The following is a 22,115-nucleotide window of genomic DNA, read 5'->3' as shown; positions in this document are numbered from 1 at the left end:
GCCGGACGGCGGCTATGCGCCGTCCATTTCAAAAACGTGAATCGGAAATGAAATCGTGACGCAACTATCGCCCCCCTCCAGCATCGACCTTTCCGGTTCGTGGCAGCTCACCTCCGTCGACGGCGAAATCCGTACCGCCATCACATTGCCCGGCGACGTGCACACGGCGCTGCATCGGGCCGGGCTGATCCCCGATCCCTATTTCGGCCGCAACGAGGAGAAGGTGCGGTGGGTCGCCGAGCGCGAATGGGCGGTCGAGCGCAGCTTCACGCTTCACGACGCCGAGGGCGACTGGTATCTCGACGTCGACTATCTCGACACGGTCGCCAGCATCTACGTCAACGGCTTCCTGGCGCTCGAAGCCGACAATAGCTTTCGCCGCTACCGGCCGGATGTCTCCAGCATGCTGAAATCGGGTGACAATGTCATCCGCATCGTCTTTGCCTCCAACCCCGCGGTCGGGGCCGAGCGGCAGAAAAAGCAGCCCTTCTACATTCCCTACAGCACCGGCAATTCGCCGATCCCGGACGGCAACATGCTGCGCAAGCCGCAATGCCATTTCGGCTGGGACTGGAACATCGCCATTGCGCCGTTCGGCCTCTACGGCACGGTCGCGCTGAAGAAGCTCGAGACGGCGCGCATCGAACATGTCGTCACCCGCCAGGTCCACAATAATGACGGCTCCGTCGATCTCACGGTGACAGCGAGCCTCTATGCCAAGCATGCCGGCATCGCCCAGGTCTATTTCGATCTCGACGGCGAGCGCGTGCGCCTCGATGTCGGCGTCAAGGGCGAGACAACGGTCAATCACCTCTTCCATATCGACAGGGCGCGCCTCTGGTGGCCGTCCGGCAGCGGTGAGCAGGCGCTTTACACGCTCTCAGTCGAGTTGTCCGATGAGGTGGTGACGAAGCAGATCGGTCTCCGTACCATCGAGCTGATCACCACGCCGGATGCAGCGGGCGCGCGCTTTGCATTCAGGATCAACGGCCGGGAGATCTTCTGCCGCGGCGCCAATTGGATTCCGGCCGATGCGCTCTATTCGCTGTCTTCGCCCGAGAAGACGGAAGATCTGTTGCAATCGGCGAAAGCCGCCAACATGAACATGATCCGTGTCTGGGGCGGCGGCTTCTACGAGCAGGATCATTTCTACGATCTCTGCGACCGGCTCGGCCTGCTCGTCTGGCAGGACTTCATGTTCGCCTGCAACCTCTACCCCTCGACGGAGGACTTCCTCGACAATGTCGCGATCGAGGTGGATTACCAGGTGCGCCGGCTCTCTTCGCATCCTTCGATCGCGCTGTGGTGCGGCGATAACGAGCTTGTCGGTGCGCTCACCTGGTTCGAGGAATCACGGAAGGACCGCGACCGCTATCTCGTCTCCTACGACCGGCTCAACCGGACGATCGAGCAGGCGGTGAAGAAGGCGCTGCCCGGCGCGCTCTGGTGGCCGTCGAGCCCGGCCTCCGGCTATCTCGATTTCGGCGATGCCTGGCATGCCGACGGCTCCGGCGACATGCATTACTGGTCGGTCTGGCACGAGAACAAGTCGTTCGACAATTACCGTTCGGTGCGGCCGCGCTTCTGCTCGGAGTTCGGCTTCCAGTCCTATACCTCGCTGCCTGTCATCAAGACCTATGCCGAGGAGAAGGACATGAACGTCGCTTCTCCTGTCATGGAGCTGCATCAAAAGAATGCCGGCGGCAACGAGCGCATCGCCGGCACGATGTTCCGTTATTTCCGCTTCCCCAAGGATTTCCCGAACTTCGTCTATCTCTCGCAGATCCAGCAGGGCCTGGCGATCAAGACGGCGGTGGAATATTGGCGGTCGCTGAAACCCCATTGCATGGGCACGATCTACTGGCAGCTCAACGACACCTGGCCGGTCGCTTCCTGGTCGAGCCTCGATTACGGCGGGCGCTGGAAGGCGATGCATTATCTCGTCAAGCGCTTCTTCCAACCGGTGGCAGTCGCGGCCATTCCCTCCGAGGACGGCAAGACGATCCGTTTCTCGCTGGTCAACGACACGCTTGCCGATGTCAGTGTCGATCTTTCAGTTTCTGTTCTGACGATGAACGGCGAGCGGAAGCACCTGAAAGATGTGCAGGCGGTCTGCTCGCCGGATGCGGCGGTTACGGCTGCGACCATCGACGTCGCCGAGATCGGCGAGGGAACGCTGCTTGCCTGGCAATTCACAGCCTCGAACGGCATGGGCGGCGAGGGGCATTATGTCAACGGCACCTATAAGGCGCTGGAGCTCGAAGCCTCAGGGCTGACGGTCACCCATGAATATGTCGAGGCGAGTGGCGCGATCGACATCAACGTCACCGCGAAGGGACTTGCGCTCTTCGTGATGATCGAAAGCGAAACGGATGGCAAATATTCCGACAACGCCTTCGATCTCGCGGCCGGCGAAAGCCGCCGCATCACCTTCACCCCGGCACATCAGCTCGAACGCGGCAAGCTGCCGGACTTCCGGTTCTACGACCTGCATTCCTGCCAATCGGCGGATTGATCTTCCCCAGCATGGGCACGAGGCCCAAGGAGAACATGATGACGAAACTCAGCTACCAGCTCTATAGCGCGCGTAACTTCCAGCCCTGTTCGGCGATTTTCGAGAAGCTCGGCAAGGCAGGTTATGCCGAAGTCGAAGGCTTCGGCGGCATCTACGCCGATCTCGACGATGCCGGCCTGAAAAGCCTTCGCGCCGAGCTCGACAAGAATGGCCTGGTCATGGCGAGTGGCCATTTCAGCCCCGATTTCCTGGAGAAGGAAGTTCAGAAGTCGCTCAATATTGCCAAGATTCTCGGCATGGACTCGATCTATGCGCCGCACCTGGCGGCCGAACAGCGCCCCTCGGATGCCGCCGGCTGGACGGCCTTCGGCAAGCGGCTGCAGGAGATGAGCAAGCCTTACAAGGAGGCCGGCTACGAATTCGGCTGGCACAACCATGATTTCGAGTTCGTCAAGCTGGCCGACGGCTCGCTGCCGATCGAGCGCATCTTTGAAGGCGCGCCCGACATTTCCTGGGAAGCCGATATCGCCTGGGTCATCCGCGGCGGCGCCGATCCCTTCGACTGGATCGAGAAACTCGGCTCTCGCATCACTTCGGTCCACGTCAAGGATATCGCCCCGGCAGGCGAGGCGAAGGACGAGGACGGCTGGGCCGATGTCGGCCATGGCAAGGTCGAGTGGGCCAAGCTGATTGCAGCACTTCGCGGCACCAAGGCAAAGCACTTCGTCGTCGAACATGACAATCCCAAAGACATCGACCGCAACATCAGCCGTTCGATTGCATCCTTCAAGACTTATTGAGGCACATCATGACCAGGGAACTTGGCGTCGGCATCATCGGATGCGGCAACATCTCCACCACCTACTTCTCGCTCGCACCGCTCTTCAAGGGGCTGAAGGTGCTGGCCTGCGCCGATATCAACGTGCAGGCCGCCGAGGCCCGCGCCAAGGAATATGGCGTGAAGGCACAGACGATCGACGCGCTTCTCGCCAATGACGAGATCGACGTCATCGTCAACCTGACGATCCCGGATGCGCATTTTCCGGTGTCGAAGACGATCCTCGAATCCGGAAAACACGTCTATTCGGAAAAGCCGCTGGTGCTTTCGCTGGAGCAGGGCGAGGAGCTTCGCCGCATCGCCAAGGCGAAGAACCTTGCCGTCGGCTGCGCGCCGGACACCTTCCTCGGCGGCGCCCATCAGCTCGCCCGCAAGTTCATCGACGATGGCGGCATCGGCCGGGTCACTTCGGGCGCCTGCTATGTCATGAGCCCCGGCATGGAGATGTGGCATCCGAACCCGGATTTCTTCTTCCTGCCGGGCGGCGGCCCGATCCTCGATCTCGGCCCTTACTACATCGCCAACCTGATCAATCTGATCGGCCCGGTCAAACGCGTCGGTGCCATGACTTCGATGGCGTCGCCGACACGCACTATCACCAGTGAGCCGCGTCATGGCGAAATCATCCCGGTCAAGACGCCGACGACGATCCAGGCGCTGCTCGAATTCGTCAGCGGCGCTACCGTGACGCTGTCGGCGAGCTGGGATGTCTGGTCGCACCGCCATGCCAATATGGAGCTCTACGGCACCGGCGGCTCGCTTTACGTACCGGACCCGAACTTCTTCGGCGGCACCGTCGAGGCCAGCGGCCGCGACAAGGACATCAAGCCGCTGGAAGACTGGGATCACCCCTTCGGCAAGATCAACCAGGAAAACCCGAACGGGGCGCGCGCCAACTACCGCACGGCCGGCCTTGCCGATATGGCGATGGCGCTGATCGAGGGACGCGACGCGCGCTGCTCGCTCGACCGCACGCTGCACGGCGTCGACGTCATGACCTCGATCCTGAAATCGGGCGAGGAGGGCCGCTTCATCGATCTGACGACGACCTGCACCCAGCCGGCCGCGCTTGGCATCGAAGAGGCGCTGGCGCTGTTGAGGTGATAACGTATCGCCTGAGGTCTGCTGATCGCCAAGTGCGCACTCCGAACGTCATCCTCGGCCTTGTGCCGAGGATCTGCAAACCAGGCGGCGAATGCTCGGCATCGATTGGTCGCGGGCACTCTTGAAGCCGTAGGAACTCGCGCGTTCGCTTGCCGTATCAGCGCGCTTGTTCCAATAGTTCTCGCGCGCTCGGGCTTCCCGAGGATCTATCGAGAGCAGCAGATGCTCAGCACAAGGCCGAGCATGACGATCATAGAGATATTTTAAGGAGACATTCAGATGAGCTGGCAGTCGGCCGCAGACCGTTATTCGAAGATGAAATATAACCGCACGGGCCGTTCCGGCCTGAAACTGCCGGCCGTCTCCCTAGGCCTCTGGCACAATTTCGGCGGTGACACGCCGCATGACCGCAAGATCGACATGTGCCGCACGGCCTTCGATCTCGGCATCACTCATTTCGATCTCGCCAACAATTACGGCCCGCCTCCCGGCAGCGCCGAGACCGCTTTCGGCGAAATTCTGCGCACGGAATTTTCCGGGCTTCGCGACGAGCTGATCATTTCCTCCAAAGCCGGCTACGATATGTGGCCGGGTCCCTATGGCGAGTGGGGCAGCCGCAAATACCTGATCGCCTCCTGCGATCAGAGCCTGAAGCGCATGGGTCTCGATTATGTCGACATTTTCTATTCTCACCGCTTCGATCCGGAGACGCCGCTCGAGGAAACCTGCGGCGCGCTCGACCACATCGTCCGCTCCGGCCGGGCGCTCTATGTCGGCATCTCCTCCTATAATTCGCAGCGCACCCGCGAAGCAGCCGCCATCCTCAAGGACCTCGGCACGCCCTGCCTGATCCATCAGCCGAGCTATTCGATGCTCAACCGCTGGGTCGAGGACGACAGGCTGCTCGATACGCTCGACGACGTCGGCATGGGTTCGATTGTGTTCTCGCCGCTCGCTCAGGGCATGCTGACGACGAAGTATCTCGGCGGTATTCCGGCCGACAGCCGGGCGGCGCAGAATCATTTCTTGAAGCGCGATTTCATCCGTCCTTCGATCATCGACAATATCAGGAAGCTCAACGAGATCGCCGAACGGCGTGGCCAGACGCTGGCGCAGATGGCGATTGCCTGGGTGCTGCGCGGTGGGCGGGTGACCTCGGCGCTGATCGGCGCCAGCCGGTCCTCGCAGATCGTCGATTGCGTCAAGGCGCTGGATAATATTGAGTTTTCGGCTGAGGAGCTGAAGGAGATCGATGTGTATGCCCGTGAGGCTGATATCAATCTCTGGGCGAGGTCGGCCGAGCGGGATTAGGCAAAACAACCGGAGGATGTGGCAGCAGTTGCCACACCCTCCCTCATTCCTGTGCTTGTCACAGGAATCCAGCCACCGCGCGTGCGCGCGGTGAAAAGGGGCCTTTCCGGCCCAAAGACTTGGTCCGGCTGGATCTCTGTGACAAGCACAGAGATGAGGGTGGAGAGGCGAGCTAAATCGCACCTATCTGACGTACGTACCGCAACAATCTAGGAGGAGGCCGTTCATGATCCGCAATCCCATCCTGCCCGGGTTCAATCCCGATCCGTCGATTTGCCGCGTCGGCGACGATTATTACATCGCCACCTCCACCTTCGAATGGTATCCGGGTGTGCAGATCCATCATTCTCGCGATCTTGTAAACTGGAGGCTGGTGCGCCGGCCGCTGGAGCGTGCCTCGCAGCTCGACATGCGCGGCAATCCCGATAGCTGCGGCATCTGGGCGCCGTGTCTTTCCTATGCCGATGGGCACTTCTGGCTTGTTTATACCGACGTCAAGCGTTTCGACGGCAATTTCAAGGATGCGCATAATTACATCGTGACGTCTCCTTCCATCGAGGGCGAATGGTCCGAGCCGGTCTATGTCAATTCCTCCGGCTTCGATCCCTCGCTCTTCCATGACGACGATGGCCGCAAATGGTTCGTCAACATGCAGTGGAACCACCGAACCCAGAGCTTCGGCGGCTCGCCGAAATCGCCCGCCTTCGACGGCATCCTGCTGCAGGAATGGGATCCCGCGACCAAGGCGCTGAAGGGGCCGATCAAAAACATCTTCGCCGGCAGCCCGCTCGGCCTCGTCGAAGGACCGCATCTCTTCAAGAAGAACGGCTGGTATTATCTGACGACCGCCGAGGGCGGCACCGGCTACGACCACGCCGTCACCATGGCGCGCTCGCGCCGCATCGACGGGCCGTATGAGATGCATCCGAACATGCATCTGATCACCTCGAAGGATCATCCGGGCGCGGTGCTGCAGCGGGCCGGGCACGGCCAATATGTCGAGACACCGGAGGGGCAGGCCTATCACACTCATCTCTGCGGCCGGCCGCTGCCGCCGAAACGGCGATGCACGCTGGGGCGCGAAACGTCCCTGCAGAAATGCGTCTGGCGCGACGATGATTGGCTCTATCTGGAAAACGGCACCTCAGTGCCCGATGTCGATGTGTCGGCTCCCTTCAGCGCTGCGCCGGTGGAGAAGCCGATGCGCAGCGAGTACAGTTTCGATGGGCGCGCGCTACCGGCCGATTTCCAGTGGCTGCGTACGCCCGAACCCCAGCGCATCTTCAATCTGACGGACCGTCCCGGCCATCTCAGGCTGATCGGTCGCGAAAGCATCGGCTCCTGGTTCGAGCAGTCGCTGGTCGCGCGCCGGCAGGAGCATCATAGTTTCCGCGCCGAAACCGTGATCGAATTTTCGCCTGACACCTATCAGCAGGTCGCGGGGCTGACGCATTATTACAACCGCCATAAGTTCCACGCGATTGCCGTGACGCTGCACGAAACGCTCGGCCGCTGCGTGACCATCCTCTCCTGCAACGGCGACTACCCGAACGGCCGCCTCAGCTTTCCCGCCGAAAGCGGTGTCGCGATCCCGGCCGAGGGCCGTGTCCAGCTTGCCATGGAAATCCGCGAGAATGACCTTCAATTCTCCTGGCAGACGGAGGGCAAGGGCGCCTGGCAACGGATCGGTCCTGTCCTCGACGCCGGCGTGATTTCCGACGAGGGCGGGCGCGGGGAGCACGGCTCCTTCACCGGCGCCTTTGCCGGCGTGTTTGCCTTCGATACGTCTGGGCGAGGGAAGGCGGCGGATTTCGACTGGTTCAATTATGATGAATTGTGAGGGGTAGCACCTACTGCCTCCCACCCGCCCTCGTCCTTCGAGGCTTCGGCCTTTGGCCTATGCACCTCAGCATCAGGGCTGGTCGTTGTGCCATTTGGCTGCGGACCAGATCGGCATGCTCGGTTGCGCCAAATCCGTTGTCGCCAAGCTCGCTGCTATGTCTTGACACGGCCGCGACCTCTCTCCGACCTTATCCTGAGGTGCCCCGCAGGGGCCCCGAAGGACGAGGTCGGCCGCTGCAACGACGCGCGTACAAAAGAAAAGCCGGCGCAGAGGCCGGCTGAGACGAACGCGGCTGCACAGGGAGACTGGCCGGTTCCAAACGCTTGGTGACTGAACAATAACTTTCATTACATGCCGAGGCAGCGGAAAAGGGCGCAACGAGAACACCGGTAAGACGGCTCCGCAAAGGACTGGGCGGCGGGGCGGATGCCGGTGCTTGCCTCGGCTCTCTTATCGGGCATGAATATCACCGGATGATGACATGCGGAGCCGACCGCTGCCTTTCTTTCAGGGAGAATTGGCGGCGGGCGACGGCAATCGGAAGCCGGCTATCGCAGCCTGTCACCGATGGGTGATCGGCTTGACGAAGGCGACGGTGTTGGTGAGGCGTGAATGCAGTGTTCATGTTCCCGAAGGATGTCAAAGCGTCACGGAGGGACTATATAGCGGGCCGAAATACTTTGAGCATCTGCAAGAGTCCTGCATGACCCCCATTATTTCCGTTCAGAACCTGACGAAGACTTATGCCAACGGGTTCGAGGCCCTGAAGGGCATCAACCTCGATGTCGAGAAGGGCGAGATCCTGGCGCTGCTCGGGCCGAACGGCGCCGGCAAGACGACCCTGATCTCGATCATCTGCGGCATCGCCAATCCGAGCGGCGGCCGCGTGCTGGTGGCCGGCAACGACGTCGTAAAGGATTTCCGCGCGACCCGCTCGATGATCGGACTGGTGCCGCAGGAACTGACGACCGATCAGTTCGAGACGGTGTTCAACACGGTGAGCTTTTCGCGCGGGCTGCATGGCAAGAAGGCCAATCCAGCGCATATCGAGAAGGTGCTGCGGGCGCTCTCGCTTTGGGACAAGAAGGACAACATGCTGCGTCAGCTCTCCGGCGGCATGAAACGACGGGTGCTGATCGCCAAGGCGCTTTCCCATGAACCGGATATTCTTTTCCTTGACGAGCCGACCGCTGGCGTCGACGTGACGCTGCGCAAGGACATGTGGCACGTCGTCGAAGAACTCCGGGCTTCGGGCGTCACCATCATCCTGACGACCCATTATATCGAAGAGGCCGAGGAAATCGCCGACCGCGTCGGCGTCATCAATGGCGGCGAGCTGCTGCTCGTCGAGGAAAAGGCGGCGTTGATGGCCAAGCTCGGCCGCAAGCAGCTCATCCTCGATCTGGCGGAACCGCTGAGCCGGCTGCCAGATTGTTTTGCCGGCAATGGCCTCACTCTCGAAGCGGACGGAAGCCGCCTGACTTATGAGTTCGATGCCGATAACGAGCAGGAAAGCATCGCGACGCTGCTGACCCGGCTCGGCGAGAACAATATCCATTTCAAGGATCTGTCGACGCGGCAGAGTTCGCTCGAAGATATCTTCGTGGCGCTGGTGGGAGCGAGTAAATGAACTTCGAAGCGGTCAAATCGATCTATTTCTTCGAAATGGCGCGCACGCGCCGCACGCTGCTGCAGAGCGTCATCTCGCCTGTCATCTCGACCTCGCTTTATTTCATCGTCTTCGGGGCGGCAGTCGGTTCGCGCATCCAGGAAGTGGAAGGCGTGTCCTACGGTGCTTTCATCACGCCGGGCCTCATCATGCTGACGCTGCTCGGCCAGTGCATCAGCAACGGCTCCTTCGGAATCTACTTCCCGAAATTCACCGGCACGATCTATGAGGTGCTGTCGGCGCCCGTGGCGATGACGGAGATACTGCTCGGTTATGTCGGGGCGGCGGCCACCAAGGGCCTGATCATCGGCGTCATCATTCTTTTAACCGCCAATCTCTTCGTCGACGTCAGGATCGAACATCCTTTCATGATGATCCTGTTCTTCCTGCTGACTGCGATCACTTTCAGCCTGTTCGGCTTCATGATTGGCATCTGGGCCGGCAATTTCGAGCAGCTGAACCTCATTCCCATGCTTGTCGTGCCGCCGCTGACCTTCCTCGGCGGCAGTTTCTATTCTGTCAGCATGCTGCCGCCCTTCTGGCAAGCGGTCAGCCACTTCAACCCGGTCCTCTACCTCGTCAGCGGCTTCCGCTGGAGTTTTTACGGGATCGCCGATGTCAACCCGGCGATCAGCCTGGCGATGATCACCGTGTTCCTGGCGATCTGCCTGGGAACGCTGGGCTGGATCTTCAAGACCGGATACCGGCTGCGCAACTGACGCTGACCGTGCGTCATCGGAAACTCCGATGACGCTATCGATTTCTTCCGTTTTTCTTCCGCTACCGTCGGGGGCATCTGCTCTCTCATTCAAATGGAGATGTGCGATGACTGCGATCAGGATGGAAGGTGCGAAGGTGTTGATTGTCGGTGGCAGTTCCGGCATGGGACTGGCGCTTGCCATGCGCCTGCTTGCCGAGGGAGCGTCGGTGACGATCGCGGGGCGCAGCCGGGAGAGGCTCGCGGCAGCCCGCCGCCACCTCGGCGACCATCCGAAACTCGCGACACGTGCCGTCGATATAGCCCGGGAGGAAGAGGTCGCCGCGCTGTTTCAGCACGGCGAACCGCTGGATCATATCGTCAGCACGGCGGCCGATATCGAAGGCGCTTATCAGCTCGTGCCGTCGATCGAACTGGCGGCGGCGCAACGGGTGGTTGAAAGCAAGTTCTACGGACCGCTGCTGCTGGCAAAGCATGGTGCCGCCCATCTGTCGCCTCTGGGATCCATCACTTATACCTCGGGGGTCGCCGCCTATCGACCGGCAGCGCGTGGCTCAGTGGTCGCAGCCGTCAACGCGGCGCTTGAAGGCCTGGTGAGAGCGCTTGCCGTCGAGTTGGCTCCGATCCGCATCAATGCCGTATCGCCCGGATGGGTCGATACGCCGATCTGGGGCTTTGTCGCCGGCGACGCCAAACAAACAACGCTGGACGCGATGGCGGAGCGCCTGCCGGCGGGCCGGGTCGGGCAGCCGGAGGATATTGCCGACGCAATCCGTTTTCTCATCGGCAACGGTTTTACGACGGGCACGATCCTGCATGTCGAGGGTGGACATCGGCTGGTTTGACCGGCGAGAGATGTTCGCTTGCTGACTGCAGGATAAGGGCGAGCGCCGATGGCTGAACGCGCCGGCGCCGCCACGTCATCACCAACGAAGCGGCTGGCGGTTTGCCCGGCCACGACAATTCGACGATATCGCTCCGCGCCGGAGACAGCCCGATTGCGAGGCGTGGGACAAGCCCATAGCCGGTGCCGGAGGCAACGAGGCGAATGATCGTCGCAATGCTGTCTGCTTCCGTCGCGATGGGCGGCGGCGTCACGCCCGCTTCGGCAAAGGCAGTATCGAACAGATGGCGATAGACGCAGCCGGCTTCGGTCGCCACAAAGTGGGTGGTGCTCAGCGCCGCCAGGCTGTCAAATGAGGATAGCTGCGCGTTGCGGCCCGCGATCAACACCAGCGGTTCGCTGCAGATATGGCGCGTCGCGAAGCGCTCGTCCTCATGGCCGCGATCGAAGGTGAAGGCGACGTCGATCGAGCCGTGCTGCAATTGCGCATGCAATTCGCCACTGCCGCCAACCTTGAGTTTGAGAGCGAGGCCGGGATTCTGCCGACGGAAGCGGGAGAGCCAGGGTGCCAGCCTTTCAGCGGCGATGGTTTCGAGCGTGCCCAATATGACTGATTGTTCGGCATTGCCGGCGGCCGAGCGGACGGCGTCCTTCGCCTCGCCATTCAGCGCCAAGATCTCTTCCGCATAGGCCTTCAAAGCTGCTCCTGCCGGCGTCGGGACGACGCCTTGCCGGGATCGGACAAACAGCTCGGCGCCCAATTCCTCTTCGAGCGCCTGGATCTGGTCGCTGAGGCTCGACTGGGCGAGGTTGACTTCGGCAGCGGCGCGCGTGAGGTTTCCGTGGCGGATGACCGCAAGGAATGTCTTCAGTTGTCGTGGAGTCATGTCAGGTTCCGGCATTGCGCAGGCGTAGAATATCAACAAAGAGGACCGGGCGGCAATGAAGCAGCGTTTGGTTAGAACAGGATTCAGATTTTTAGGCCCGGTTGGCCCTAAAAATCTGAATCCTGTTCTGAATTAAAGAGTTAGAGCACGATGTCGGCCGAAAACCGCTCACACTTTTCGGCATCATGCTCTAGGAAACGCCGCAATTTTAACACGGAAAATGTCCAGCGTTGCTGTTATCAGTCGCGGGGGCAAGGGGATGATCACCAGCAGCGTGTTTGAATTCTTCGCGATTGCCACGCTCCTTTGCTTAAACCCACAAGAAATCCGGTCGCACGAGGCCGCAGCGCCCGTCAAAGTTACTTATGCCGTGGTCATGGGGCAAAACGAGCCGATCTCTGCTGAGGTATCATGCGTCCCGGATGTTTCTTGCGACCTTGTCGACCATGCCAATTCCGCCGTCCATCTCGCGATTACGGTCTCTTCGGGCTTGAAGGGGGGTGAACTGCGCATCTATTGCTCGACTGATCCCTGTTCCTTCGGGGGTTCGCGATCGCGCATCGATTTTTCCGGCCGGCGAGTTACCGCCGACATCTTTTTAGGTGAGTCCGATTTCGGTATCGCGGTTCCGCTGGTTGTAAGGCAGCGACCTATTATCGGCAAAGTCCTTGTCTCCTATTGATGTCTTATCTTGCGCATTCCCCTCAGGCGCTGCTGACGAGGAGAGCGCCTGAGAGAATGAGGAGGGTGCCGGCGGCGAGCTTGCCTGTGTTGATCTCTGAGGCCTCGCCGAGGTAAAGGGCGCCGATGGTGAGCGTCACCAGCACGTTGCAGCTCCAGATCGGCGCGAGTTTCGAGACGGGAACGCCGTAAGCGAAGAGCGCGAAGCTGATCAGGCCGGTGCCGAGGGCGAAGCAGGTGCCGGCGGTCGCGGCCAAACCAAGGCCCTCCAGGCTCCAGGGAGCGGGACGCCAGACCAGCGTCGCGATCAGGCCGGCGATAGCACAGGCGGTGCCGAAGGCGATCAGATAGACGGCGGAGCCGGTGGCGGCCGTGGCGCTCTGCTTCTGGAAGATGGCGGTGATGCCCCAGAAAATGGCGGGCAGGACGCCGCCGACGATGATCGGCCAGAGTGAATTCATCGCGAAACTCCTGTCGCACCCATAGGTCAAAGCCATCGCCCGAAGCGATGGCCGATCGAACATGCGGGGTGCCACCAGACTAGGAGTTTCTTCTTGCTCTTTGTGGTCTTGTTGTTTTGCGGGTGAAGGTGACAGATCCGGCCCGTGCCGTAAAGCTGCATCGCGCCATTGGCGCACGGGTTGGCTGGCTTGCATTTCCAACGGGCGGTGAAACCTCACGTTGACGGGGTAGAAATATTCGTCTAGCCATAGCGGCCATGAAGATCGCAATGGTTCTTGTCGTGGTGATAAAGCGCATGGGCAGGGTGGTGTAACCATCCGGCGATCAGCCCCATGCGCGGTAGATCAAGCTCCTGACGGGGCTTTTTTTGTGCCCTGAATTTCGCCTCGCCTCGACAGACTCTCCACAAATCTCGCTGACAAGACGGGCAGGACCATGACAGGCAATAATTCCGTTCAGACTTCCGGCAGCCGCCTGACCGAGAAAACGGTCACGACATCGACGGCGGCACCCCGACGCACGATCCTCCTGCTGCTGACGGCGCTATCGGTATTGCCGGTCAACATATATCTGCCGGCGCTGCCAAACATCGCTGCCACGTTTCGGGCCGATTTCGCCCTGGTCAATCTTTCGATTGCCGGCTATGCGATCATCAACGCAGTAACGGAAATTGTCGCGGGCGCGATGTCGGATCGCTACGGACGCCGGCCGGTGGCGCTGATCGCCGTTTCGATTTTCATCGTCGCCTCCATCGGCTGCGCGCTCGCTCCCAACATCGGCATTTTCCTGTTGTTTCGCGTGATGCAGGCGTCGATCGCCGCCTGTTTCTGCGTCGCTCTTGTCGTCATCAAGGAGACGGCGGGCGAAGGCCAGGCTGCCAACAGGATTGGTTACGCCGCCATGGGTTGGGCAATTGCCCCAATGCTCGGCCCGAGTTTCGGCGGCGTCCTGGACGAAGCGTTTGGATGGCGGGCGATCTTCGCTGCTCTTGCGCTGCTTGGCGCAGCCATCCTTGCGATTTCCATGCGCGAGCTGAAGGAAACGGCGGGGCATGCGTCGAGACCGAGAGGCAACTACCTTGCCTCTTATCGGCACCTCCTGAGTTCGCCGCGGTTCTGGGCCTATACGCTGTGCATGGCCTGCTCCACCGGCACTCTTTACATCCTTCTCGGAGGCGCATCTTTGGCCGTCGGCACGTTGCTCGGCGGATCGAGCGCGAAACTGGGTTTATTCATGGGGATGGTTCCCGCAGGGTTCATTCTGGGCAGCTATCTGGCTGCCCGATTGACCGAAAAATCGCTCAGCATCACGCTCGTCATTGCGCGCCTATCGACCTGCATGGGTCTGCTGCTGGGGTTGAGCCTGTCGATCTCAGGCGTGACGCATATTCTGGCGTTTTTCGGACCCTGCATGTTCATCGGCATTGGCAATGGCTTGACCTTTCCGGCCGCCAATCTGGGGGTGATGTCGGTTCGCGCCAATCTCGCCGGCACAGCTGCCGGCCTTGCCGCTGCCATGTCGATCGCCGGCGGCGCGCTAATCGCTTCGATCGCCGGGCTGTTTCTCCGGGAGGCCGGCGCGATTCCGACACTGTTCGCGATGTTGCTGACCTCGGCATCGCTCGCCCTCTTGGCCGCGCTTTCGGCGGCGTTCATCGACGGGCGGATTGCTCGGGCCGCTCCGCATGGAGAGCCTGCCGAAACCCGACGGTTCGGGTGAGGTCCGCTATCGAAGGCGGCAGATGGTGAGCGCTGCGACGCCAGGGTTCAATCCCGCAGGCGCAGTTCGTCGGTCTGCATCTGCATGGAGCCCAGCGTTTCCAAGAAGCTCATGCCGAGCAGGCTCTGGTCGAGCCGACCCTCCTCGGCAACGCTGGCTGCGACATTGTTGCGAACGATCGGACCGATCGCCACCTGATCGAGCGTGACGGGGGCTGCGCGGCTGCGGCCGTTGGCGGTCATGACCGTCATCGAGTAGGTGAGGCCGGTGAGATCGATGCCGATGCGTTCGGCATCCTCGTGCGAGAGCGCGACCATGCTGGAGCCGGTGTCGACGAGCATCTCGACCGGTCGGCCATTGACATTGACGTCGGCTTCGAAATGGCCGTTCAACAGCTTGTGCAGGATGATTTCCTCGCCACCCTCGCTCGTCGTGACAACGACGGCGCGGCCGGGAACGAGGCCGGCGAGCACCCGGTTGCCGACCCCGAGCGCTTCCTGGCGATAGAGATAGACGGTGACGAGCGCCAGGATGATCACCAGCCATATCATCATCTGGCGCATGGTTTCGCCGACGCTGCGCCGGCTTCCCCAGATGCCCGCCGACAGCATCAGTGCGATCGGCAGCAGGTAGACGACGCGGCCGAAATCGTCGCTTTGCAGGCCGAGGACGCGGCCGCTGTCGCCGTTGAGGATCAGCACGGCAAGACCGATGCCGATCACGACGAGAATGACGGTGAAACGGATCATGAAGGCCGCCCCGGCGGCTCGGCGAGGCTTGTTTTCGTTCGGCTGGTCGCCGCGGCGGTTGCGAGCCTCGCCGGCAGCTGCGCCATGATCCCGCGCCGTTCGGCATCGGTATAGTTCATCCAGCCACCGATTTCCTGAAGAGTGCGGCCGCAACCGCCGCAAAATCCGGTGGCTGGAACCATGGAGCAGACGTGAATGCAGGGTGTTTGCATGGCTGATATATCGGAGTTTCAAAGAGTGGTGGCAAGGGCGCAAAGGGTGGCGATTTCGCAAATCTGCTGCGTGGCGCCCAGCGTGTCGCCGGTGTGGCCGGCAAGCTTGCGACGGATGAGAGTCGTGAAGACAAATCCGGCAACGCCGGCGGCGAGGAGGCTGGCGACGAGCGGCCGCAGGCCGAATGCCGGCCAGATCAGAAGTGCTGCGAGCAGACCGGCTGAGACGAGCGCAAAATGCATCGCCGCCTCATTCGGCTGGCCGGTCGAGGCGGCCACGCCATTGGCCTTTGCGGCCGGCAGCCGTTGCCAATGCCAGGCGATAGCGCCACGGCTGAGTGCTGCGACGGCGAGAACGGCAAGGGTTGCGGCGAGCGGCGAGGATTGGCGAACAATGGCGGCGAGTGCGGCCGCACGGATCGCGAAAGAGAGGATCAGCGCTATCGCGCCGTAGGTGCCGATCCGGCTGTCCTTCATGATGATGAGGCTCTGTTCGCGGTTCTTGCCGCCGCCGATGCCGTCGGCCGTGTCGGCCAAGCCGTCTTCGTGCAGTGCGCCTGTGGCAAGAGCCTGGACGGAAAGCGTGATCAGGGCCGCCACCAGTGGATCGGCGCGCAGGCCTGAAAGAAGGAGGAGGGCGAGCGCCGGGACGAAGCCGATGATAACACCGGCGAGGGGAAAGGCGCGCACCAGGCGGCCGAGCCTGCCGTCATAGCCTTCGAACAGCGCCGGCGGCATCGGAAGACGGCTCAAAAAGGCGACGGCGCGGGCGGTATCGACCGCATAGTCCTTGATCTTCATTCTGTTTCGTTCTGCCGGAGGGGCTGCGGCGCTTTTGATGTTGTTCGCTTCGTCCGCCGGCTTTAAGAGAGAGCCACCGCAAAGAAGCTGATTTGCTCGACGCAAACAAGTGGTTTGCGAGAAAACAAGAATAGCCGAATTCATAGGAAAACCGCACAGATGAGCGTTTCAGGCCTGCCGTTCGACGATTTCCGTACCCTGCTCCGGGACCTGCCGGGGCCGGATGCCCGCGCACTGGTGGCCGCACGCGAACGCGACGCGCAGCTGACCAAGCCGCCGGGTGCGCTCGGGCGGCTCGAGGAGATTGCCTTCTGGCTTGCCGCCTGGACGGGCCGCCAACCGGCCGTCAACCGGCCGCTGGTGGCGATCTTCGCCGGCAATCACGGTGTCACCAGACAGGGCATCACACCCTTTCCGCCTGCGGTGACGCAGCAAATGGTCGAGAATTTTGCAGCCGGTGGAGCTGCGATCAACCAAATCTGTGTCGCTTATGATCTCGGGCTGAAAGTCTTCGATCTGGCGCTCGATTACCCCACGGGCGATATTACCGAGGAAGCCGCGCTTTCCGAGCGCGACTGCGCCGCGACCATGGCCTTTGGCATGGAGGCGATCGCCGGTGGCACCGACCTGCTCTGCATTGGCGAGATGGGCATCGGCAACACGACGATTGCGGCGGCGATCAACTATGCGCTCTACGGCGGTTCGGCGCGCGACTGGGTCGGACCCGGCACCGGTTCGGAAGGCGAGATGCTCGAGCGCAAGATCGCTGCGGTGGAAAAGGCGGTGGAGCTGCATAGCGACCATCTCGACGATCCCCTGGAGATCATGCGGCGGCTTGGCGGCCGCGAGATCGCGGCGATGGCCGGCGCCATCCTTGCCGCCCGGATGGAGCGCATACCGGTGCTGATCGACGGCTATGTCGCGACTGCCGCAGCGGCGATCCTGAAAGCCGCCAATCCCTCCGCGCTCGATCATTGCCTGATCGGCCATGTCTCCAGCGAGCCCGGTCATCTGCGCGCGATCGAGATGCTCGGCAAGACACCGATCCTGGCGCTCGGCATGCGGCTTGGCGAAGGCACTGGTGCGGCGCTTGCCGCCGGCATCGTCAAGGCCGCCGCTGCCTGCCATTCCGGCATGGCGACGTTTGCCCAGGCAGGCGTGAGCAATAAGCATTAAAGCGCGTCGCGATCTTTCAGATTCGCTTGGCCCGCGCTTTAATTCCTTGTTTTACGCATGTCGTTATCGCAAAACCGCTGCACACTTTTGCGCGGCATGCTCTGGGGGATCAATCTTGACGAAGCCGGCGGTGACGAAGCAGACCGGATTTCGACATTTCATCGCCGCGGCCAGCTATTCCTGGGCAGGTTTCCTGCGCGTGCTGAAAGAGGCGGCCTTCCGCCAGGAGCTCGGTTTCTTCCTCGTTTCGCTGGCGGGGCTGGCGCTGGTGGGGGCCACTTTCGGTGAGATCGTCGTCGCGGTGCTGCTGTTCCTCGGGCTGTTTTCGATGGAGGCGATGAATACCGCTGTTGAAGAGGTGATCGACCGGATTTCACCGGAGATTTCGATCGTCGGCAAACATGCCAAGGATCTCGGTTCCTTCGCGGTGACCTGTATGATCGCCGCCTGCTGCCTCTATCTCGGATTCGTGCTCGGCAAGCATCTGTTTTTCAGTTGAACTAAAGCGCGTCGCATGAAACCTGATTCATGAGACGCGCTTTAGCTCCTTGTTTTTATGCATGTCGTTATCGGGGAACCGCCGCACACTTCCGGGCGACATGCATTAGGCAAAACTCTTGCGCTTGCGCGCGACAGCCTGAGCCTCTTCGACAGCCGGCAGGCTCTGGAGCACGCGCTTGGCGGGCAGGATGGCGATGACCTCGGTGCCTTCACGCAGCTTCGATTTCAGCAGGAACTGTCCGTCATGCTTGGCAAGGATCGCCTGAACGATCGGCAGGCCGAGGCCGGTGCCTTGTTCGGCGCTCTTGATGGCGATCGAGCCTTGGCCGAAGGCCGAGAGGACGACGGGAATCTCTTCTTCCGGAATGCCGGGGCCGTTGTCCTTGATCGAGATGTACTGTCCGCCGCCGGCCGTCCAACCAACCTTGACATGGATTTCGCCGCCCTGCGGCGTGAATTTGACGGCATTGGAGAGGAGATTGAGCACCACCTGGCGCATCGACTTCTCGTCCGCCCAGATGGCTGGCAGCTGCCGCTCGAACTGATCCGAAATGGCGATATTCTTGGCTCGGGCGCGCAGCTGGACCATGCCTATGCAATCCTCGGTAATATCAAGAAGCGAGATCGCTTCTTCGCTCAGTTCGTATTTGCCGGCCTCGATGCGCGACAGGTCGAGGATTTCATTGATGAGATCGAGCAGATGCTGGCCGGAGCGGTGGATATCGCCGGCGTATTCTTTATAGGTCGGATTGGCGAGCGGTCCCATGACTTCGGCCGACATCACCTCGGAGAAGCCAAGGATGGCGTTGAGCGGCGTCCTGAGCTCGTGCGACATGGAGGCAAGGAAACGGGACTTGGCGAGGTTTGCCTCTTCGGCGCGGCGGCGCGCCTCGTCCGACATCGATTTCGCCACTTCCAGCTCGGCGATCAGGTCGTCCTTCTCCGACTGGTAGGAGAGGATCCTGAGGTTGGATTTGAACAGCCGGTCGCTGATATAGTTGAAGAAGACAAGGGTGGTGGTGAAGAGCCCGGTCAGGCTGATTTCGAGGAGGTCGCGTGACAGGCCGCTCTTGGCGCCAAGCGCCAGGACTGCCGGCGCGAAGGCGACCAGCACGGCTGGCGTCAGCATGAAGTTCGACATCGCCGTGACGGAAAGCGCAATCAGCAATGTTGCGCCCTTATAGAGAATGAAGCTGGACGGCTCGCAGGTGTCGCACCCCTGCAGTGCGAAGACGGCCCAGCAGCAGCCGACCAGGAATTGGCCGGCGAGCAGAAGGCGGCGCCATTTGCGGGCGCTCTCGGAGGTGATCTCCTGTCGGCGCGCGCGCCGGGCGAGCAAGATGTTGCCGGTGTGACAGGTGAGCGTCAGCAGCGCCCAGAAGAGCAATTGGGTATCTTGAGTGAAATAGACGCCGAGGGCGGTGATGATGACGACGAAGAGCGGCATGATCGTCGCGCCCTGCATCATCGATGCTATATACATCTTGAGTACGTCACGGTCGAAGGCGGAATTGGACGCATGACCGGACTGAAGACGTTCGCGCGTCTGCCGCACGGCCTTGGAAACGGCCTTGTTGCGGTGGCTGCGCGACCTGTCGACGATAATCTTGTCAGTCGATGTGCTTACGCCGGTACTCATGTGCACGTTGAAACTTCACCCCTGGGTGGATAAGAGCTTAACCGGCAATTCTTAAGAAGATGTTTGCCATCTTTGCCAAGGATTTGTTTTTTAAGGAGGCGAAAGCGTGACACGGGGCCTGCGCCTGATTCGCGACGGCGTGACCGCTTTTGCCCTGCTGGTGCTGCTGGCGCTGATTGCCGCCAAGATCAACGATCGAGCAACAATCCAGCGTGTCGGCGCCTTTCATGCTGCCGATGGCGACAGTCTGACATTGGGCGGGGAGCGCTTCCGCCTCGAAGGCATTGACGCGCCCGAGTTTAATCAGAGCTGTGAACGGGCGGGGAAGGCCTGGGCTTGCGGGCGCGTGGCGCGGGAGGCGCTGCAGGAGATGGTGCTGGCATCGGGAACGCTTTGCCAAGGCGGCCGGCGCGACCGCTACGACAGGCTGCTTGTCGTCTGTCGTAGCGCGACGGGCGGCGACATCAATGCCGGCATGGTGCGCCGAGGTATGGCCGTCTCCTATGGTGGCTACGGCAAGGAGGAGGCCGAGGCGAGAGGGGCGAAAGCCGGGCTGTGGGCCGGGACTTTCGAGCGGCCGCGCGATGTGCGCGACCGTGCCCGTCACGAATCCGGTTACGGCGACGCGCTGCGCTTCGTCAGGCGGATCGTCGGATGGGAGTAAGGTGATGACCGATGAAGCCAAGCTGGAAACTCTGCGGCGGGAAATTGCCGGCTGTCGCATCTGTCGCGACGCTCCGGCAAGCGGACCTCAGGACCGGCTGCCGCACGAACCGCGGCCGGTGGCGGTGATTTCGTCGAGCGCTCGTATCCTGATCGCTGGGCAGGCACCCGGCCTTCGGGTGCATGAGAGCGGTCTGCCGTTCGACGATGCATCGGGCGACCGGCTGCGGTCATGGCTCGGCGTTGACAGAACAAGCTTTTACGACCGCAACCGATTCGCCATCGTGCCGATGGGCTTCTGCTTTCCTGGCTACGACGACAAGGGCGCGGACCTGCCGCCGCGCCGTGAATGCGCTCCGGTCTGGCGGCAAAGGGTGATCGCGGCAATGCCGCAGATCGAGCTGGTGCTGGTCATCGGCCAGTATGCGCAGGCCTGGCATATGGCTGACGAGAGGCGAGGCAGTATGACCGAGACGGTGCGGGCTTGGCGTGACAGCCTGCTGTCCGGCCGGTCGCCGACGGTGCTGCCGCTGCCGCATCCGAGCTGGCGCAACAGCGGCTGGCTGAAACGCAATTCCTGGTTCGAGCAAGAATTGCTTCCTGTGTTGCAGGAGCGGGTGAAAACACTGCTTTCCTGAAACAAAATTCTTTTGCTCGCGCGGAATCGGGTTATACAAAGAAAATAATTCGAAAGGACTGACGTGCGCATGGACCGCCTCGACCGAAAAATACTGCGTCTGCTGCAAGAAGATTCGACCCTTGCCGTTGCCGACCTCGCCAAGAAGGTGGGGCTTTCGACGACGCCATGCTGGCGGCGCATTCAGAAAATGGAGGAAGATGGCGTCATCAAGCGTCGGGTCGCCATCCTCGATCCGGAGAAGGTTAACACCAAAGTCACGGTTTTCGTATCGATTCGCACGGCCACCCATTCGATCGAGTGGCTGCGCCGCTTTTCCGAGGTGGTCGCCGAATTCCCCGAAGTGGTCGAATTCTACCGGATGAGCGGTGATGTCGATTATCTCCTGCGAGTCGTCGTGCCCGATATCGCCGCCTATGACGCCTTTTATAAGCGGATGATCGCAAAGATCGAGATTCGCGACGTCTCCTCCGCCTTTGCGATGGAGCAGATTAAGTATTCGACGCAGCTGCCGCTGGACTACATGATTCTCGAGAACGCAAAGTCCAACGAAGACTGAATCCGAGCGTGCGATCTGCGGCCGCCCTGGAATGGCGGTTGATGATCAAATATCGAAGCATGGTCTGCTACCGCAGGGGGGTATCCTTCTCAAGAAATGGACTTCGAGCGGCATTCTCTTCATCCGTGAGAATGTCCGCAATGAGGCAGCAAGCAGGGCCGGGAAATGGTTCTGACTGCAGAAAAGACTCAAAAATAGCGGAAAAGCGCTTGAAACGCGGCGAAATCCTGAAAAAATACATAGCCTGATAACAATTAAGGGCCTACAGTGCGTACAACCATTGGGCAGTATGTCATCATTTTGACGCATTGGTATCGAATTCAGGATACCATGTTCTAAGCCGTCGCCTTGTTTGTGTTCATTGGCCGGCGGTAGAGTTTTATGAGCTTCACCACTATGTCCGACGAAGATCGGGCGGTGGGGGATTTTAATGAAAGAATATAGCGTTCGCGGCCTGCGATGGAGGGGTTCCGTCGCTGGGCCGTTTGTGCATTTTTTTGCTTAACCAATTGAAGTTGTTGTATAAAAATCACGCTTTCGAGGAAAGTGCCTCGATCGGACCCCTCCCGCGTATATCGAGAATTGCT

At 61.0% G+C, this 22,115-nt stretch carries 21 protein-coding genes; 15 read left to right on the top strand and 6 right to left on the bottom strand.

The features are described 5' to 3' along the window. Positions 1 to 55 precede the first annotated feature (55 nt). The 8 genes from B5E41_RS18460 (at position 56) to B5E41_RS18425 (ending at position 10,843) form a co-directional block, all read left to right on the top strand. A complete protein-coding gene (locus B5E41_RS18460; RefSeq protein WP_088395562.1) occupies positions 56 to 2,515 on the top strand; it encodes a beta-mannosidase in 2,460 nt (819 codons plus the stop codon). Positions 2,516 to 2,553: 38 nt separating this feature from the next. Beyond that, a complete protein-coding gene (locus B5E41_RS18455) occupies positions 2,554 to 3,315 on the top strand; it encodes a sugar phosphate isomerase/epimerase family protein (protein WP_088395561.1) in 762 nt (253 codons plus the stop codon). 8 nt (positions 3,316 to 3,323) lie between these two features. Next, positions 3,324 to 4,457 carry a Gfo/Idh/MocA family protein gene (locus B5E41_RS18450; RefSeq protein WP_088395560.1) on the top strand — a complete coding sequence of 378 codons (1,134 nt, stop codon included), beginning with the start codon at positions 3,324 to 3,326 and terminating at the stop codon, positions 4,455 to 4,457. Between the two features lie 279 nt (positions 4,458 to 4,736). Continuing rightward, positions 4,737 to 5,768: an L-glyceraldehyde 3-phosphate reductase gene (mgrA, locus tag B5E41_RS18445; protein WP_088395559.1), complete on the top strand. Its 1,032-nt coding sequence runs from the start codon at positions 4,737 to 4,739 to the stop codon at positions 5,766 to 5,768. A gap of 226 nt (positions 5,769 to 5,994) precedes the next feature. Next, entirely contained in the window at positions 5,995 to 7,608 is a 1,614-nt protein-coding gene (locus B5E41_RS18440; RefSeq protein ID WP_088395558.1) for a glycoside hydrolase family 43 protein, read from the top strand. Between the two features lie 706 nt (positions 7,609 to 8,314). Then, positions 8,315 to 9,241, top strand: coding sequence for an ABC transporter ATP-binding protein (locus tag B5E41_RS18435; RefSeq protein ID WP_088395557.1), 927 nt, complete (start codon positions 8,315 to 8,317; stop codon positions 9,239 to 9,241). Beyond that, positions 9,238 to 9,999, top strand: a complete 762-nt coding sequence (locus tag B5E41_RS18430) for an ABC transporter permease (RefSeq protein WP_064803152.1) — start codon at positions 9,238 to 9,240, stop codon at positions 9,997 to 9,999. The genes B5E41_RS18435 and B5E41_RS18430 overlap by 4 nt, the downstream gene beginning before the upstream one ends. A gap of 106 nt (positions 10,000 to 10,105) precedes the next feature. Continuing rightward, positions 10,106 to 10,843, top strand: a complete 738-nt coding sequence (locus tag B5E41_RS18425) for an SDR family oxidoreductase (RefSeq protein WP_088395556.1) — start codon at positions 10,106 to 10,108, stop codon at positions 10,841 to 10,843. Here the strand turns inward: B5E41_RS18425 and B5E41_RS18420 are convergent. Beyond that, on the bottom strand, positions 10,794 to 11,729 hold the full coding sequence (locus B5E41_RS18420) for a LysR family transcriptional regulator (RefSeq protein WP_088395555.1): 936 nt from the start codon (positions 11,727 to 11,729) through the stop codon (positions 10,794 to 10,796). The genes B5E41_RS18425 and B5E41_RS18420 overlap by 50 nt on opposite strands. 259 nt (positions 11,730 to 11,988) lie before the next feature. On the opposite strand from B5E41_RS18420, the gene B5E41_RS18415 reads away from it, so the two are divergent. Further along, the gene (locus tag B5E41_RS18415) at positions 11,989 to 12,411 is read left to right on the top strand and encodes a hypothetical protein (protein WP_088395679.1); all 423 of its coding nucleotides are present in this window, start codon (positions 11,989 to 11,991) and stop codon (positions 12,409 to 12,411) included. Positions 12,412 to 12,433: 22 nt separating this feature from the next. On the opposite strand, the gene B5E41_RS18410 is transcribed toward B5E41_RS18415, so the two are convergent. Then, positions 12,434 to 12,871 (bottom strand): EamA family transporter, encoded by a 438-nt coding sequence (locus tag B5E41_RS18410; protein WP_088395678.1) that lies wholly within the window; start codon positions 12,869 to 12,871, stop codon positions 12,434 to 12,436. Positions 12,872 to 13,307: 436 nt separating this feature from the next. On the opposite strand from B5E41_RS18410, the gene B5E41_RS18405 reads away from it, so the two are divergent. Further along, positions 13,308 to 14,591 (top strand): MFS transporter, encoded by a 1,284-nt coding sequence (locus B5E41_RS18405; protein WP_088395554.1) that lies wholly within the window; start codon positions 13,308 to 13,310, stop codon positions 14,589 to 14,591. A gap of 47 nt (positions 14,592 to 14,638) precedes the next feature. Here the strand turns inward: B5E41_RS18405 and B5E41_RS18400 are convergent, their stop codons facing one another. The 3 genes from B5E41_RS18400 to B5E41_RS18390 are packed head-to-tail and all read right to left on the bottom strand — an operon-like array spanning position 14,639 to position 16,353. Further along, on the bottom strand, positions 14,639 to 15,340 hold the full coding sequence (locus tag B5E41_RS18400; RefSeq protein WP_088395553.1) for a TIGR02281 family clan AA aspartic protease: 702 nt from the start codon (positions 15,338 to 15,340) through the stop codon (positions 14,639 to 14,641). Next, the gene (locus tag B5E41_RS18395; protein ID WP_088395552.1) at positions 15,337 to 15,552 is read right to left on the bottom strand and encodes a DUF1289 domain-containing protein; all 216 of its coding nucleotides are present in this window, start codon (positions 15,550 to 15,552) and stop codon (positions 15,337 to 15,339) included. The genes B5E41_RS18400 and B5E41_RS18395 overlap by 4 nt, the downstream gene beginning before the upstream one ends. A gap of 18 nt (positions 15,553 to 15,570) precedes the next feature. Then, positions 15,571 to 16,353 carry an adenosylcobinamide-GDP ribazoletransferase gene (locus B5E41_RS18390; RefSeq protein WP_088395551.1) on the bottom strand — a complete coding sequence of 261 codons (783 nt, stop codon included), beginning with the start codon at positions 16,351 to 16,353 and terminating at the stop codon, positions 15,571 to 15,573. A 159-nt stretch (positions 16,354 to 16,512) separates the two neighbouring features. On the opposite strand from B5E41_RS18390, the gene cobT reads away from it, so the two are divergent. Next, positions 16,513 to 17,529, top strand: a complete 1,017-nt coding sequence (cobT, locus tag B5E41_RS18385) for a nicotinate-nucleotide--dimethylbenzimidazole phosphoribosyltransferase (protein WP_088395550.1) — start codon at positions 16,513 to 16,515, stop codon at positions 17,527 to 17,529. A 115-nt stretch (positions 17,530 to 17,644) separates the two neighbouring features. Beyond that, positions 17,645 to 18,028 (top strand): diacylglycerol kinase, encoded by a 384-nt coding sequence (locus B5E41_RS18380; protein ID WP_088395549.1) that lies wholly within the window; start codon positions 17,645 to 17,647, stop codon positions 18,026 to 18,028. Between the two features lie 105 nt (positions 18,029 to 18,133). Here B5E41_RS18380 and B5E41_RS18375 read toward each other — a convergent pair whose 3' ends face one another. Further along, complete coding sequence (locus B5E41_RS18375) at positions 18,134 to 19,669, bottom strand: sensor histidine kinase (RefSeq protein WP_064810556.1); 1,536 nt, start codon at positions 19,667 to 19,669, stop codon at positions 18,134 to 18,136. Positions 19,670 to 19,775: 106 nt separating this feature from the next. On the opposite strand from B5E41_RS18375, the gene B5E41_RS18370 reads away from it, so the two are divergent. The 3 genes from B5E41_RS18370 (at position 19,776) to B5E41_RS18360 (ending at position 21,528) form a co-directional block, all read left to right on the top strand. Continuing rightward, positions 19,776 to 20,333 (top strand): thermonuclease family protein, encoded by a 558-nt coding sequence (locus B5E41_RS18370; protein WP_088395548.1) that lies wholly within the window; start codon positions 19,776 to 19,778, stop codon positions 20,331 to 20,333. Positions 20,334 to 20,337: 4 nt separating this feature from the next. Then, a complete protein-coding gene (locus tag B5E41_RS18365; protein ID WP_088395547.1) occupies positions 20,338 to 20,970 on the top strand; it encodes a uracil-DNA glycosylase family protein in 633 nt (210 codons plus the stop codon). A gap of 69 nt (positions 20,971 to 21,039) precedes the next feature. Beyond that, positions 21,040 to 21,528 (top strand): Lrp/AsnC family transcriptional regulator, encoded by a 489-nt coding sequence (locus B5E41_RS18360; protein WP_004678404.1) that lies wholly within the window; start codon positions 21,040 to 21,042, stop codon positions 21,526 to 21,528. Positions 21,529 to 22,115 lie beyond the last annotated feature (587 nt).

Source organism: Rhizobium esperanzae, assembly GCF_002204185.1.
Lineage (GTDB): Bacteria > Pseudomonadota > Alphaproteobacteria > Rhizobiales > Rhizobiaceae > Rhizobium > Rhizobium esperanzae.
This window is presented reverse-complemented; position numbering and strand designations above follow the sequence as displayed.

What these genes read in the sequence shown, in the direction of transcription:
- B5E41_RS18455 (WP_088395561.1), top strand. Translation starts at nt 2,554, where the DNA reads ATGACGAAACTCAGCTACCAGCTCTATAGCGCGCGTAACTTCCAGCCC.
- B5E41_RS18450 (WP_088395560.1), top strand. Translation starts at nt 3,324, where the DNA reads ATGACCAGGGAACTTGGCGTCGGCATCATCGGATGCGGCAACATCTCC.
- mgrA (WP_088395559.1), top strand. Translation starts at nt 4,737, where the DNA reads ATGAGCTGGCAGTCGGCCGCAGACCGTTATTCGAAGATGAAATATAAC.
- B5E41_RS18440 (WP_088395558.1), top strand. Translation starts at nt 5,995, where the DNA reads ATGATCCGCAATCCCATCCTGCCCGGGTTCAATCCCGATCCGTCGATT.
- B5E41_RS18435 (WP_088395557.1), top strand. Translation starts at nt 8,315, where the DNA reads ATGACCCCCATTATTTCCGTTCAGAACCTGACGAAGACTTATGCCAAC.
- B5E41_RS18430 (WP_064803152.1), top strand. Translation starts at nt 9,238, where the DNA reads ATGAACTTCGAAGCGGTCAAATCGATCTATTTCTTCGAAATGGCGCGC.
- B5E41_RS18425 (WP_088395556.1), top strand. Translation starts at nt 10,106, where the DNA reads ATGACTGCGATCAGGATGGAAGGTGCGAAGGTGTTGATTGTCGGTGGC.
- B5E41_RS18420 (WP_088395555.1), bottom strand. Translation starts at nt 11,729, where the DNA reads ATGACTCCACGACAACTGAAGACATTCCTTGCGGTCATCCGCCACGGA.
- B5E41_RS18415 (WP_088395679.1), top strand. Translation starts at nt 11,989, where the DNA reads ATGATCACCAGCAGCGTGTTTGAATTCTTCGCGATTGCCACGCTCCTT.
- B5E41_RS18410 (WP_088395678.1), bottom strand. Translation starts at nt 12,871, where the DNA reads ATGAATTCACTCTGGCCGATCATCGTCGGCGGCGTCCTGCCCGCCATT.
- B5E41_RS18405 (WP_088395554.1), top strand. Translation starts at nt 13,308, where the DNA reads ATGACAGGCAATAATTCCGTTCAGACTTCCGGCAGCCGCCTGACCGAG.
- B5E41_RS18400 (WP_088395553.1), bottom strand. Translation starts at nt 15,340, where the DNA reads ATGATCCGTTTCACCGTCATTCTCGTCGTGATCGGCATCGGTCTTGCC.
- B5E41_RS18395 (WP_088395552.1), bottom strand. Translation starts at nt 15,552, where the DNA reads ATGCAAACACCCTGCATTCACGTCTGCTCCATGGTTCCAGCCACCGGA.
- B5E41_RS18390 (WP_088395551.1), bottom strand. Translation starts at nt 16,353, where the DNA reads ATGAAGATCAAGGACTATGCGGTCGATACCGCCCGCGCCGTCGCCTTT.
- cobT (WP_088395550.1), top strand. Translation starts at nt 16,513, where the DNA reads ATGAGCGTTTCAGGCCTGCCGTTCGACGATTTCCGTACCCTGCTCCGG.
- B5E41_RS18375 (WP_064810556.1), bottom strand. Translation starts at nt 19,669, where the DNA reads ATGAGTACCGGCGTAAGCACATCGACTGACAAGATTATCGTCGACAGG.
- B5E41_RS18365 (WP_088395547.1), top strand. Translation starts at nt 20,338, where the DNA reads ATGACCGATGAAGCCAAGCTGGAAACTCTGCGGCGGGAAATTGCCGGC.
- B5E41_RS18360 (WP_004678404.1), top strand. Translation starts at nt 21,040, where the DNA reads ATGGACCGCCTCGACCGAAAAATACTGCGTCTGCTGCAAGAAGATTCG.